Below are 12,065 nucleotides of genomic sequence, written 5' to 3' on the forward strand. Positions count from 1 at the left end.
TTCAAATCCTCCCCGGAACGGGGAGGGGGACCGCCGGCGAAGCCGGTGGGGGAGGGGGCTTTCCATCAAGGACTCCGTCCGTGGAGCCCCCCCTCCACCAGCCTGCGGCTGGTCCCCCTCCCCGCTCCGGGGAGGATCAAATCACCCTCCGTGCCCATGTCTCGAAGGGCACCTATATCCGCAGTCTCGCCCGTGACATCGCGCACGCGCTCGGCACGGTCGGCCATGTCACGATGCTGCGCCGGGTGAAGGCGGGCCCGTTCAGTCTGGATCAGGCGATTTCGCTGGACAAATTGGAGGATGCCGCTAAGGACCGCGCCCTTGAACAACTCCTCCTGCCATTGAGGGCGGGGCTGGACGACATCCCGGCTCTATCCCTCACCCCCGACCAGGCAGGGCTGCTCCGACAGGGGCAGGTTCTGGCCGGGGTCGCCAAGGAAGACGGCCAATATTTCGCGTGCCTGGAGGAGACTCCGATCGCGCTGGTGGAGGCTCTATCCGGCCAGGTCCGGGTAGTCCGCGGTTTCAATCTGTAAGCGATGTCGAAGGAAAGACCATGTCGATCACTGCCGAGCGCAAGGAAGCGCTCATCAAGGAACACGCCCGCGGCGGCACCGACACCGGCAGCCCCGAAGTGCAGATCGCGATCCTCTCGGAGCGCATCTCGAACCTGACCGAGCACTTCAAGACGCACGCCAAGGACAATCATTCGCGCCGCGGCCTGCTGATGCTGGTCAACAAGCGTCGTAGCCTGCTCGACTATCTGAAGAAGAAGGACGAGGCCCGCTACACCGATCTCATCGCGAAGCTCGGGCTTCGCAAGTAACCGAAAAGGCGACCCTCGGGTCGCCTTTTTGTCATTCGGGCACGCTACCGTGCCGAACCGCCTCCGCAACGGAGGCACGACGGGGATCGGCAATCCGGCCGATCCTGGAGCCACGTATGGCTCAACTCAAAGGGTTCCGATGAAAGTGGTACTTTCATGGGGTCCCTCTTAGGCCCCCGCTGCATCGGGCAGCGGGAGTGAAGGAAATCCAATGTTCGACAAGAAGACTGTATCGATCGAGTGGGGCGGCAAGACGCTGACTCTCGAAACGGGCAAGGTTGCCCGCCAGGCCGACGGCGCCGTGATGGCGACTCTCGGCGAGACGGTGGTGCTCTGCGCCGTCACGGCTGCGAAGAGCGTGAAGGAAGGCCAGGACTTCTTCCCGCTCACCGTCCACTATCAGGAAAAGTTCAGCGCCGCCGGCCGTATCCCGGGCGGCTTCTTCAAGCGCGAGCGCGGCGCCACCGAGAAGGAGACCCTGGTCTCGCGTCTCATCGACCGCCCGATCCGCCCGCTCTTCCCCGAGGGCTTCTACAACGAGATCAACGCCATCGCGCAGGTGCTCTCGTATGACGGCGAGAACGAGCCCGACATTCTCGCGATGGTCGCCGCTTCGGCAGCGCTCACCATTTCGGGCGTGCCCTTCATGGGCCCGATCGGCGCCGCGCGCGTCGGCTATGTCGACGGCCAGTACGTCCTGAACCCGACCGATGCGCAGGTCGCCGAGGGCGAGCTCGATCTCGTCGTCGCCGCCACCTATGACGCGGTGATGATGGTCGAGTCCGAGGCCAAGGAGCTCTCGGAAGAAGTCATGCTCGGCGCCGTGCTGTTCGCGCACGATGCCTGCCGCGAAGTCGTCAAGGCGATCGTCAAGCTTGCCGAACAGGCCGCCAAGGATCCCTGGGAAGTCGCGTCGTCGGACGACAACGCCAAGCTCAAGGACTCGATCAAGAAGCTGATCGGCAAGGACATCACCGCCGCCTACAAGCTGACCGACAAGTCGGCCCGCTCGAACGCGCTGAACGAAGCGCGCGCGAAGGCGAAGGCGAAGTTTGCCGAAGACGGCCTGAGCCCGCAGGAAGTCATGGCCGGCATCAAGCTGACCAAGAAGCTCGAAGCCGAGATCGTCCGCACCGCCATCCTCAAGGACGGCAAGCGCATCGACGGCCGCACCACCACGCAGATCCGCCCGATCGTGGCGGAGACGCATTTCCTCCCGCGTGCGCATGGCTCGGCGCTGTTCACGCGCGGCGAGACCCAGACGATCGCCACCTGCACCCTCGGCACCAAGGACGCCGAGCAGATGATCGACGGCCTGGGCGGTCTCTCCTACCAGAACTTCATGCTGCACTATAACTTCCCGCCCTATTCGGTCGGTGAAGTGGGCCGCTTCGGCGCGCCCGGCCGCCGCGAAGTCGGTCACGGCAAGCTCGCCTGGCGTGCGCTGCACCCGGTGCTGCCGTCGAAGGAGGACTTCCCCTACACGATCCGCCTGACCAGCGACATCACCGAGTCGAACGGCTCGTCGTCGATGGCCTCGGTCTGCGGCGGGTCGCTCGCGATGATGGATGCCGGCGTGCCGATCAAGCGCGCCGTCTCGGGCATCGCCATGGGCCTGATCCTCGAGGGCAAGGATTTCGCGATCCTGTCCGACATCCTGGGTGACGAGGACCATCTCGGCGACATGGACTTCAAGGTGGCCGGCACGTCCGAGGGCATCACCACGATGCAGATGGACATCAAGATTGCCGGCATCACCAAGGAGATCTTCGAGGCGGCGCTGAACCAGGCCAAGGACGGCCGCGCCCATATCCTCGGCGAAATGGCCAAGGCGCTGGGCGAGACCCGCTCGGAACTGTCGGCCCATGCGCCGCGCATCGAGACGATCACGATCGACAAGACGAAGATCCGCGACGTCATCGGCACGGGCGGCAAGGTGATCCGCGAGATCGTCGCGACCACCGGTGCGAAGGTCGACATCGACGACGAGGGCGTGATCAAGATCTCGTCGTCGGACCTGACGCAGATCGACGCCGCGAAGAAGTGGATCCTCGGCATCGTCGAGGAAGCCGAAGTCGGTAAGATCTACACCGGCAAGGTAGTCAACCTTGTCGATTTCGGCGCCTTCGTGAACTTCATGGGCGGCAAGGACGGCCTGGTCCACGTCTCGGAGATCAAGAACGAGCGCGTCGAGAAGGTCTCGGATGCCCTGAGCGAAGGCCAGGAAGTCAAGGTCAAGGTCCTCGAGATCGATCCGCGCGGCAAGGTTCGCCTGTCGATGCGCGTCGTCGACCAGGAGACCGGCGAGGAGCTGGAGGACACGCGTCCGGCCCGCGAGCCGCGCGAACCGCGCGGTGACCGTGGCGATCGCGGTGATCGCGGCGACCGTGGTGATCGTCGCCGTGACGGTGGCCGTGGCGGCGATCGTGGCCCGCGTCGCGAAGGCGGTGATCGCGATCGCGGTCCGCGCGGCGACCGTGGCGATCGCGGTCCGCGCCGCGAGCGTTCGGAATCGAGGGACGAAGGCGGCGAGAATATCGGCCTGCCGGCGTTCCTCACCGGCGGCGACGATTGATCGTCCTGCGTCCGTAAAACAGGAAAGGGCTCGCCTCGGCGGGCCCTTTTTTGTGGTGTTCCAGTCGCTTACTCATGAAAATGCATCGATTCTCTTGTTCTGGATCAGCGCACCCGGCACCGCGGCGCGCTATCGTCGACGCCATGCAAGGCTTGGAGCGATGACACGGGCCCATGGCGATGTCCGCTGGATGGAGGACCTGCCGGTTCTTCAGGACCGGCCCTGGCTCCAGCTCGGCCTGACGCTGGCAATCACCGGCGCCGCATTGCTGATCCGTATCGGGCTCAGGCCGTTCCTGCCGCCCGGTCTGCCCTATGCGACCTTCTTTCCGGCCGTGATCGTCACCAGCTTCCTGTTCGGGGCCCGGCCCGGGCTGCTGGCGGCGGTGCTTGGCGGGATATTGGGCTGGGTGTTCTTCATGGGCGATCCGTTTGCGCCCTCGCCGCTGCCGGGTGCGGCGCCCTCGATCTTCCTCTACAGCGCCGCCGATGCCCTGATCCTGCTGCTGTTCCACTGGATGCAGACGGCGACTGCCAGCCTGGTCGCGCAGCGCGAGCGCAACCGCCGGCTGGCCGAGACCCGCACCTTGCTGTTCCACGAGTTGCAGCACCGCGTGTCGAACAATCTCCAGGTCGCCGCCGGGCTGCTTGCGCTGCAGAAGCGCCATGTCGGCGATCCTGCCGCCCAGGCTGCGCTCGATGAGGCCGCCCGCCGCATCGGGACGATCGGGCGGATCAGCCGCCAGCTCTATCGCTCCGATGGCGCAGCGTCGGGCGTGCGCGGGCTGCTCGGGCCGCTGATCGACGATGTGGTCGAAGCGAGCGGCAAGCCCGTTGCCGTGGCGATCGACGATCCCGATGCGCTCGAACTCGCGCCCGATGCCGCGGTGCCGGTGGCGCTGATTGTCGCCGAGGCCGTGGCCAATGCGATAGAGCACGGACTGGCCGGGCGGGAAGGCGGGCGGATCGCGATACGCTGCCTGCGCCGGGAGCATGGCTTCGCGATCGAGATCGAGGATGACGGGCAGGGGCTGCGCCCGGGCTTCGAAATGGCCCGGCACGCCAGCCTGGGCCTCCACATCGCCGCGACGCTGGCGGGCCAGCTCGGCGGCCGCTTCGAGATGGTGGCGCGGCCGCGCGGCGCGCTCGCCCGGCTGGTCGTGCCCTAGGTCCCTGCCCGATATCGAGTACGGACCCCAGGCCGGGGACTCATATTCTCGTCATCCCGGCTCAGGGCCGGGATGATGACAGGAAATCGGATATCTGTGCGTTCCCAACCTAGCCTTCGCGCCCGGGCCGGTAGCGCAGTGCCTCGACGATCGCGGCGAAGGCCGGGGTCGGCTGGCGCCGGCTCGGATAGTAGAGATGATAGCCGGAGAAGGGCGGCGACCAATCTTCGAGCACAGCCTCCAGCCGGCCGCTGTCGAGATGCTCGCGGACGAGGCTCTCCATCAGATAGGCGATGCCGAAGCCTTCCAGCGCCGCCTCGCGGATATGGAAGATGCTGTTGAAAGTCAGCTGCCCGTCCACCCGGACCCGCTGTGCCCGTCCGCCCCGTTCGAACTCCCAGGCATAGAGGCCGCGCAGCGTGGGCAGGCGCAGATTGATGCAGCAATGTCCGGCCAGTTCCTGCGGCGTGCGCGGCCGGCCGGCCCTGGCGAAATAGCCGGGCGTCGCCACCACCAGCATCCGCATCGCCGGGCTGATCGGCACCGCGATCATGTCCTTGGCGATGATGTCGCCCAGCCGCACGCCCGCGTCGAACCTTTCGGCGACGATGTCGACCAGCCGATAGTCGGTCTCGATCTCCAGCTTGATGTCCGGATAGCGCGCCAGCACGCCGCGCAACCGGGGCCACAGCACGGTCTGGAGCGAGAATTCGTCGGCGGTGAGGCGGATGTTGCCGGCGGGCCGCTCGCGCAGGTCGTTGAGCGCCGCGACATGCGTCTCGATCTCGTCGAGATGGAAGGCGACGGTGCGCAGCATCCGCTCGCCGGCCTCGGTCGCGGTAACGCTTCGGGTAGTGCGGTTCAGCAGTCGCACGCCCAGCCGCTCCTCGAGCCCCCGCATGCAGTGGCTGAGCGCCGACGGAGTCACGCCCAGCCGCGCGGCGGCGCGGGTGAAGCTCCGCTCTCGCGCCACGGCGACGAAGGCGGAGAGATCAGCGAGGTCCTGACGGTTCATTCCTGAAGAATACTCATAAACCCGTTCATATTACAGCCCCTAATCCGGGGGACGGTCCTGCCTATCTCTCCCGTGCAGCGGGCGACCCAATTTCAGGAAGACAGGACATGCAGAAGCGCATTCTCGGCAACGGCCTCGAAGTCTCGGCGATCGGCTATGGCTGCATGGGGCTGGACTTCGCCTATGGCAGCAAGCTGAGCGCGGCGGAAAGCAGCGCGCTGCTCCGTGCCGCGGTCGATCTCGGCGTCACCTTCTTCGACACCGCCGAAGTCTATGGCCCCTTCACCAACGAAGGCCTGGTCGGCGAAGCGCTGCGCCCGGTCCGCGACCAGGTGGTGATCGCCACCAAGTTCGGCTTCGACATCGTCGACGGCGTGCAGCGGGCGGGCCTGAACAGCCGGCCCGAGCATATCCGCGCAGTCGCCGATGCCTCGCTCCAGCGGCTCGGCATCGAGCGGATCGACTTGTTCTACCAGCACCGCGTCGATCCCGATGTGCCGATCGAGGAAGTCGCCGGCGCGGTGAGGGACCTGATCGCGGCAGGGAAGGTCAAGCATTTCGGTCTGTCCGAGCCGGGCCCCGAAACGGTGCGCCGCGCGCACGCGGTACAGCCCGTCACGGCGATCCAGAACGAATATTCGCTGTGGACGCGCGGCGTGGAGACCAACGGCATCTTCGCGGTCTGCGAGGAACTGGGCATCGGCCTGGTGCCGTACAGCCCGCTCGGCCGCGGTTTCCTCACCGGCGCGATGACTCGGGATACTGCGTTCGGCGAAGGCGATTTCCGCAGCCGGCTGCCGCGTTTCACGCCCGAGGCGATGGCCAAGAACCAGGCGCTGGTCGACCTGCTCAAGCGCATCGCCGAGGACAAGGGCGCGACGCCCGCTCAGATCGCGCTCGCCTGGATCCTCGCCCAGAAGCCATGGATCGTGCCGATCCCCGGCACCACCAAGCGGCACCGGCTCGAGGAGAATCTGGGCGCAGCCGCGGTGATGCTCACGCCCGAGGATCTTGCCGGCATCGCGGGCGCGCTGGCCGAGATCGATATCGAGGGCGAGCGCTATCCCGCCCCGCTGATGCAAGTCGTCGGCCGGTGAGGCCGGCACTGGCGCTCGCCATGCTCGTCCTCACGGCCGGAGCGGCGAGCGCCCAGTCCCCTTCGCAGGAGAAACCCACCATGAAGCTCAATCGCAGCGGCTCCCAGCCTTCGCAGAAAGGGCCGGCCGAATGGTTCACCGGCTCGGTGCGCATCGATCTGCTCACGATCGCGCCGGAGCCGCGCTACGGCGTGGCGAGCGTCACTTTCGAGCCCGGCGCGCGCACTGCCTGGCACACCCATCCGCTCGGCCAGACGCTCATCGTCACTTCGGGGCTGGGCTGGACCCAGTGCGAGGGTGAAGCGATTGTCGAGATCCGTCCGGGCGACGTGATCTGGTGCCCGCCCGGCCATCGCCACTGGCACGGCGCCAGCCCCACCACCGCGATGACGCACATCGCCATCCAGGAAGCGCTGGACGGCAGGATGGTCGCGTGGATGGAGCATGTGACCGACGCCGAATATCTCGCCGGCCCGGCCGGGGAGCACTGATGCCGCACGTCATGCTCCATCTCGCCGCCGGGCGCTCCGATGCCGAGAAGCGGCTCCTGGCCGATGCGCTGGCCGATGCCGTGACGGCTGCGATCGGATCGCCGGCGGAGAGCATCTCGGTCGCGATCGAGGACGTGCCGATGGACGAATGGCCGCAATTCTATCGGCGCGAGATCGCCGCCCGGCCCGCGCTGCTGTTCAAGCCGCCGGGCTACACGCTCTGACCCCATTTCCTTCCTCCAAGACCAAGCAAGGACCAACATGCCCAGCCCAGCCAAGGCCTATGCCGCCCAGTCGGCCACCACGCCGCTTGCTCCCTTCAGCTTCGAGCGCCGCGACCCGTTGCCCGACGACGTCTCGATCGACATCCTCTATTGCGGGGTCTGCCATTCGGACCTGCACACCGTGCGCGGCGAATGGGGCGGCACGCTCTATCCCTCGGTCCCCGGCCATGAGATCGTCGGCCGCGTGACTGCGGTCGGCGGCGACGTCACCCGCTTCGCGGTCGGCGACCTGGTCGGGGTCGGCTGCATGGTCGACAGTTGCGGCCATTGCCCTTCCTGCCATGCCGGCGAGGAGCAGTTCTGCGAGACCACCGGTTTCGTCGGTACCTATAATGGCGAGGACAAGGTGCTCGGCGGGCACACGTTCGGCGGCTATTCGGACCATATCGTCGTCAAGGACGTCTTCGTGGCGCGCATTCGCCACGACGAGAAGGACCTGGCCGCGGTCGCGCCGCTGCTCTGCGCCGGCATCACCACCTATTCGCCACTCCGCCACTGGAATGCGGGGCCCGGCAAGAAGGTCGGCGTGGTCGGCATCGGCGGCCTTGGTCATATGGGCATCAAGCTTGCCGCGGCGATGGGCGCGCATGTCGTCGCCTTCACCACCTCGCCCGACAAGATCGAGGATGCGAAGAAGCTGGGCGCCCATGAAGTCGTGGTCTCGCGTGACCCCGAGGCGATGGCGGCGCACGCCAACAGCTTCGACTTCATCCTGAACACCGTCGCCGTCGCGCACGATCTCAACGCGTTCCTGGTGCTGCTCCGCCGCGACGGCACGATGACGCTGGTCGGCGCGCCCGAGCATCCGCACCCCTCGCCCGAGATCTTCAACCTGTTGCTCAATCGCCGTTCGATCGCCGGCTCGCCGATCGGCGGCATGGTCGAGACGCAGGAGATGCTCGATTTCTGCGCCGAGCGCGGCATCACCGCCGATATCGAGATGATCCGGATGGACGAGATCGAGGCGGCCTATGCGCGGATGACGAAGAGCGACGTGAAATATCGCTTCGTCATCGACATGGCTTCGCTGAAGCAGGAAGGCTGAGCGCGCCGGCATGGCGGCCGCGTGCGGTCGCCATGCCCCGCGGGCAGCATCGCGCCTCGCCCCTGCCGGGACCGCTTCGAGAAAATGCGGGAAAGTGGGGGACTTCTGTTGCCCGGTGTCCCCCGTACCGCTGGATTCCGCTTCTGTTGCCCGGTGCGGTCCAACCGCGCATTTTAGAGTAACCTTGGGCCGTTAGGCCGTGGGGTTACGCCGCAATAGCGAGTGCTTCGTTATCGTTGGCACTTGTGTAACGGACCGTCACAGTGGCCCATGCTGAGAGATGGTCAGCGCTTTTCAACACACGTCGATCCTAGTTCGGCCCCGTCATCAACTGCCTTGGCAGGTAGCTGGTGGTGGAGCCGCCGGGTACCGCCCCCGGGTCCGCTGCGCCTATTGCACGCCGTCGTTTATCCCCATAGCCGGCCGAGGCCGGCAAACCCTATATAGGGGCTCCGCGATTAATGAAAAGGTCAGGCTGCATTCCCTAAGGCCTTCACAGTGCCGCAAACAATTGGCATGGAGGCTGCATCATGTTGACCCAGCGTTCCCGCTATGCGCTGCGCGCGATGCTCTTCCTTGCCGGGCGGCCCGCCGCCGGCGCGCCCACGCCGATGAATCGCATCGCGGCCGAAGCGAACGTGCCGCGCAAGTTCCTCGAGCTGATCCTCGCCGACCTGCGCGAGGCGGGCTTCCTCGTTTCCACCCGCGGCAAGGCCGGCGGCTATCGCCTGGCGCGGCCGACGCATCTCATCTCGCTGGGCGAGATCATCCGGGTGATCGAGGGGCCGCTGGCGCTGGTCCCCTGTGTCAGCCGCACCGCCTATCGCCCCTGCAACGACTGCAAGGACGAGGCGAGCTGCGCGATCCGCCACGCCATGGCGCGCGTGCGCGACGAGACTGCGCGCATCCTCGATGGCACCAGCCTGGCCGATGCCGTCGCGGAAGACCTGGCCGCGGCCTAGAGTCGTTTTCGGCAGGGCGGCACCTGCCCGCTCCCCCACCCGGACACCCAGCGGAAATATATTCATGGGTGGCCGGGCGGGGAGCGGGCAGGTGCCGACTCAGCGAAGCTGAAAACGACTCTAGGCCGGGTTCTTCTTCTTCAGCTCGTCGCGGATCTCGCGCAGCAGCGTCACGTCGGCGGGTTCGGCGGCCGCCGCTTCTTCCGGCTTCGGCAACATGCGGTTCACCGCGCGCACCAGCAGGAAGATGATGAAGGCGACGATCAGGAAGTTGACCGCCGCGGTGACGAACGCGCCATAGCCGAACAGCGGCACGCCGGCCTTTTTCAGCGCGGCATAGTCGGTCGATCCGGCCAGGTTGGCGGGGATCGGGCCCAGCGCGATGAAATAGCTGGAGAAATCGAGCCCGCCGAAGATCTTGCCGATCAGCGGCATCAGGAGATCATCGGTCAGCGAGCTGACGATCTTGCTGAAGGCGGCGCCGATGATGACGGCCACGGCCAGGTCGATCACGTTACCGCGCGAAACGAACGCCTTGAATTCCTTGAACATCCCTTCGCCTCCCGTACCCTGCCGCCGAGGTGCGGCATCGGCGCCATGATGCACGGATGGGGCTCGCGCGCAAATATGGGCCGTCCGATTTCGCTTTCGGACCCCGGTGTGGCCACGGTATAAGACACTCCGAACCAGATCCGGAGGATCATGACGTGATGAAGTTTCGTGCCGTTCTCGCCCTCGCCGGCGCTGCCCTGCTCTCGGCCTGCGGGCTCAACAGCGTGCCCACCGCGGAGGAGAATGCGAAGGCGAAATGGGCGGACGTCCAGGCGGCCTATCAGCGCCGCGCGGACACCATTCCCGCGCTGGTCAACACGGTGAAGGGCGCCGCCGCCTCCGAGGGCAAGATCCTGACCGACGTGGTCGAGGCGCGCGCCAAGGCGACTTCGGTGCAGGTCACCGCGAACGATCTCACCGATCCAGCCAAGGTCCAGGCCTTCCAGGCCGCGCAGCAGCAGCTCAGCGGCTCGCTGGGCCGGCTGATCGCCAGCGTCGAGGCCTATCCGCAGCTCCAGAGCCAGGCGACCTTCAGGACGCTGATGGACCAGATCGAGGGCAGCAACAACCGGATCACCGTCGCGGTGCGCGACTACAACACAGCGGTGCAGGCCTATAATACCCGCATCCGCACCTTCCCCGACGCGATCGGCGCGAAGATCTTCTACGGTGCGAAGCCGATCACGCCCTTCCAGGCCCAGGCCGGTGCCGAGAAGATGCCGGACGTCAGTTTCGGGAACAGCAACTGATCCTGCGGGCGCTCCTCCTCTGCGGAGCGCTCGCGGCCTGCAAGCCCGCGGCGCTCGATCCGCAGTCCAACGCCGCCGGGCCCGGTGCTCCGGCGGCGACGGCGCGTGCGGAAGAGGCCTGCAAGCCCGGGCCGCCCCAGTCGCGCACCGCGCCGAAGGGATATGATTTCCCGGTGCTCAGCGGCCGCGTGGTCGATGCCGCGGGCCTGTTGTCCGTCAGCGAGCGGCGCAAGCTTTCGAACCGGCTGGTCGATGTCGAGAGGCAATCGAAGCACCAGTTCGTGGTGGTGACGGTGAAGAGCCTGGGCGGACATGACATTGCCGACTATGGTCTGAACCTCGGCCGTACCTGGGGTATCGGCCGCCGATGCTTCGATGACGGCGTGCTGCTGATCGTGGCGCCCAATGAGCGCAAGGTCCGGATCGAAGTCGGCTATGGCCTGGAAAAGGCGCTGCGTGACGAGGAGGCGGGCGAGATTATCCGCAACGACATCCTCCCGCGCTTCAAGGAAGGTAAATTCGCCGAAGGCATTGCCGCCGGCAGCGAAGCCATCATTCGTGAGATCACTCAATGACTCTGTTGCGTAGCCTGCTCGCGCTGCTGCTGATCCTGGTGCCGCTCTCGGCCGAGGCGCAGCCCAATTTCCCCAAGCTCACCGGCCGGGTGGTCGACGACGCGCACCTGCTCTCGCCCGATCAGGTCGTCCAGCTTACCCAGCTTTCGGACGAAGTGGAGAAGGCCTCGTCGCGCCAGCTGGTCGTCGCGACGATCCCCGACCTTCAGGGCTATGATATCGAGGGCTATGGCTATCAACTGGGCCGCGCCTGGGGGATCGGGCAGAAGGACGCCAATAACGGCATCGTGCTGATCGTCGCGCCGAACGAGCGCAAGGTCCGGATCGAAGTCGGCTATGGGCTCGAGCCGATCATGACCGACGGCCTGTCCAGCCAGATCATCAACGAGACGATCATCCCGAAGTTCAAGGCCGGCGACATGGCCGGCGGGATCGTGGCGGGCGCGCAGGCGATCGCCGCGCAGATGAAGCTGCCCCTCGAGGCCGCCGAGCAGCGGGCGCAGCAGCAACAAGCCCAGGTCACCCAGAAGCCGCAGAAGAGCCATGGCGGCGGCTTTCCCGTCGGCCTGATCTTCTGGGGCATCATCCTGGTCTTCGTGATCCTGCCGATGCTCGGCATTTTCGGCCGGCGCCGGCGGCGCGGGCCCTGGGATCGGCCCTATCGCCACGATGGCGGCGCGCTGCCGATCATCCTCTGGTCGATCGCCAACGAGATCGGTCGCGAAG

14 protein-coding genes and 1 other RNA gene are annotated in these 12,065 nt (G+C 66.4%); 12 read left to right on the top strand and 3 right to left on the bottom strand.

Annotation, left to right across the window (positions count from 1 at the left end):
• Positions 1-80 precede the first annotated feature (80 nt).
• The 4 genes from FFS08_RS22965 to FFS08_RS22980 all read left to right on the top strand — a co-directional run bounded on the left by FFS08_RS22965 (position 81) and on the right by FFS08_RS22980 (position 4,569).
• On the top strand, positions 81-536 hold the full coding sequence (locus tag FFS08_RS22965) for a hypothetical protein (RefSeq protein WP_502702072.1): 456 nt from the start codon (positions 81-83) through the stop codon (positions 534-536).
• Positions 537-556: 20 nt separating this feature from the next.
• Complete coding sequence (gene rpsO, locus FFS08_RS22970) at positions 557-826, top strand: 30S ribosomal protein S15 (protein ID WP_137865056.1); 270 nt, start codon at positions 557-559, stop codon at positions 824-826.
• A gap of 211 nt (positions 827-1,037) precedes the next feature.
• A complete protein-coding gene (pnp, locus tag FFS08_RS22975) occupies positions 1,038-3,401 on the top strand; it encodes a polyribonucleotide nucleotidyltransferase (protein ID WP_137865055.1) in 2,364 nt (787 codons plus the stop codon).
• A 160-nt stretch (positions 3,402-3,561) separates the two neighbouring features.
• Positions 3,562-4,569 carry a sensor histidine kinase gene (locus tag FFS08_RS22980; RefSeq protein WP_137865054.1) on the top strand — a complete coding sequence of 336 codons (1,008 nt, stop codon included), beginning with the start codon at positions 3,562-3,564 and terminating at the stop codon, positions 4,567-4,569.
• A gap of 109 nt (positions 4,570-4,678) precedes the next feature.
• Here the strand turns inward: FFS08_RS22980 and FFS08_RS22985 are convergent, their stop codons facing one another.
• Positions 4,679-5,584, bottom strand: coding sequence for a LysR family transcriptional regulator (locus FFS08_RS22985; protein WP_137865053.1), 906 nt, complete (start codon positions 5,582-5,584; stop codon positions 4,679-4,681).
• Between the two features lie 107 nt (positions 5,585-5,691).
• On the opposite strand from FFS08_RS22985, the gene FFS08_RS22990 reads away from it, so the two are divergent.
• The 4 genes from FFS08_RS22990 (at position 5,692) to FFS08_RS23005 (ending at position 8,501) form a co-directional block, all read left to right on the top strand.
• The gene (locus tag FFS08_RS22990) at positions 5,692-6,681 is read left to right on the top strand and encodes an aldo/keto reductase (RefSeq protein WP_137865052.1); all 990 of its coding nucleotides are present in this window, start codon (positions 5,692-5,694) and stop codon (positions 6,679-6,681) included.
• A gap of 80 nt (positions 6,682-6,761) precedes the next feature.
• Positions 6,762-7,172, top strand: a complete 411-nt coding sequence (locus FFS08_RS22995) for a (R)-mandelonitrile lyase (RefSeq protein WP_137865051.1) — start codon at positions 6,762-6,764, stop codon at positions 7,170-7,172.
• The gene (locus FFS08_RS23000) at positions 7,172-7,396 is read left to right on the top strand and encodes a tautomerase family protein (RefSeq protein WP_137865050.1); all 225 of its coding nucleotides are present in this window, start codon (positions 7,172-7,174) and stop codon (positions 7,394-7,396) included. The genes FFS08_RS22995 and FFS08_RS23000 overlap by 1 nt, the downstream gene beginning before the upstream one ends.
• A gap of 37 nt (positions 7,397-7,433) precedes the next feature.
• Entirely contained in the window at positions 7,434-8,501 is a 1,068-nt protein-coding gene (locus FFS08_RS23005; RefSeq protein ID WP_137865049.1) for an NAD(P)-dependent alcohol dehydrogenase, read from the top strand.
• A 132-nt stretch (positions 8,502-8,633) separates the two neighbouring features.
• Here the strand turns inward: FFS08_RS23005 and ssrA are convergent.
• Positions 8,634-8,973, bottom strand: a transfer-messenger RNA (tmRNA) gene (ssrA, locus tag FFS08_RS23010).
• 58 nt (positions 8,974-9,031) lie between these two features.
• Here ssrA and FFS08_RS23015 point away from each other — a divergent pair.
• Positions 9,032-9,463: an RrF2 family transcriptional regulator gene (locus FFS08_RS23015; protein ID WP_137865048.1), complete on the top strand. Its 432-nt coding sequence runs from the start codon at positions 9,032-9,034 to the stop codon at positions 9,461-9,463.
• A 120-nt stretch (positions 9,464-9,583) separates the two neighbouring features.
• Here FFS08_RS23015 and mscL read toward each other — a convergent pair whose 3' ends face one another.
• Positions 9,584-10,015, bottom strand: coding sequence for a large conductance mechanosensitive channel protein MscL (gene mscL, locus FFS08_RS23020; protein WP_137865047.1), 432 nt, complete (start codon positions 10,013-10,015; stop codon positions 9,584-9,586).
• 158 nt (positions 10,016-10,173) lie between these two features.
• Between mscL and FFS08_RS23025 the strand changes: the two genes are divergently transcribed.
• The 3 genes from FFS08_RS23025 to FFS08_RS23035 form a co-directional block, all read left to right on the top strand.
• Positions 10,174-10,764: a LemA family protein gene (locus tag FFS08_RS23025; RefSeq protein ID WP_137865046.1), complete on the top strand. Its 591-nt coding sequence runs from the start codon at positions 10,174-10,176 to the stop codon at positions 10,762-10,764.
• 173 nt (positions 10,765-10,937) lie between these two features.
• Positions 10,938-11,339, top strand: coding sequence for a TPM domain-containing protein (locus FFS08_RS23030; RefSeq protein ID WP_171015349.1), 402 nt, complete (start codon positions 10,938-10,940; stop codon positions 11,337-11,339).
• A partial coding sequence (locus FFS08_RS23035) for a TPM domain-containing protein (RefSeq protein WP_137871864.1) occupies positions 11,336-12,065 on the top strand: 730 nt, incomplete at its 3' end. The genes FFS08_RS23030 and FFS08_RS23035, both read left to right, overlap by 4 nt.

The sequence above is a fragment of the Sphingomonas sp. 1F27F7B genome (assembly GCF_005503355.1).
Taxonomy (GTDB): domain Bacteria; phylum Pseudomonadota; class Alphaproteobacteria; order Sphingomonadales; family Sphingomonadaceae; genus Sphingomonas.

Excerpts from the sequence above, each read along its gene's own strand:
- rpsO (WP_137865056.1), top strand. The coding sequence starts at position 557 with ATGTCGATCACTGCCGAGCGCAAGGAAGCGCTCATCAAGGAACACGCC.
- pnp (WP_137865055.1), top strand. The coding sequence starts at position 1,038 with ATGTTCGACAAGAAGACTGTATCGATCGAGTGGGGCGGCAAGACGCTG.
- FFS08_RS22980 (WP_137865054.1), top strand. The coding sequence starts at position 3,562 with ATGACACGGGCCCATGGCGATGTCCGCTGGATGGAGGACCTGCCGGTT.
- FFS08_RS22985 (WP_137865053.1), bottom strand. The coding sequence starts at position 5,584 with ATGAACCGTCAGGACCTCGCTGATCTCTCCGCCTTCGTCGCCGTGGCG.
- FFS08_RS22990 (WP_137865052.1), top strand. The coding sequence starts at position 5,692 with ATGCAGAAGCGCATTCTCGGCAACGGCCTCGAAGTCTCGGCGATCGGC.
- FFS08_RS22995 (WP_137865051.1), top strand. The coding sequence starts at position 6,762 with ATGAAGCTCAATCGCAGCGGCTCCCAGCCTTCGCAGAAAGGGCCGGCC.
- FFS08_RS23000 (WP_137865050.1), top strand. The coding sequence starts at position 7,172 with ATGCCGCACGTCATGCTCCATCTCGCCGCCGGGCGCTCCGATGCCGAG.
- FFS08_RS23005 (WP_137865049.1), top strand. The coding sequence starts at position 7,434 with ATGCCCAGCCCAGCCAAGGCCTATGCCGCCCAGTCGGCCACCACGCCG.
- FFS08_RS23015 (WP_137865048.1), top strand. The coding sequence starts at position 9,032 with ATGTTGACCCAGCGTTCCCGCTATGCGCTGCGCGCGATGCTCTTCCTT.
- mscL (WP_137865047.1), bottom strand. The coding sequence starts at position 10,015 with ATGTTCAAGGAATTCAAGGCGTTCGTTTCGCGCGGTAACGTGATCGAC.
- FFS08_RS23025 (WP_137865046.1), top strand. The coding sequence starts at position 10,174 with ATGAAGTTTCGTGCCGTTCTCGCCCTCGCCGGCGCTGCCCTGCTCTCG.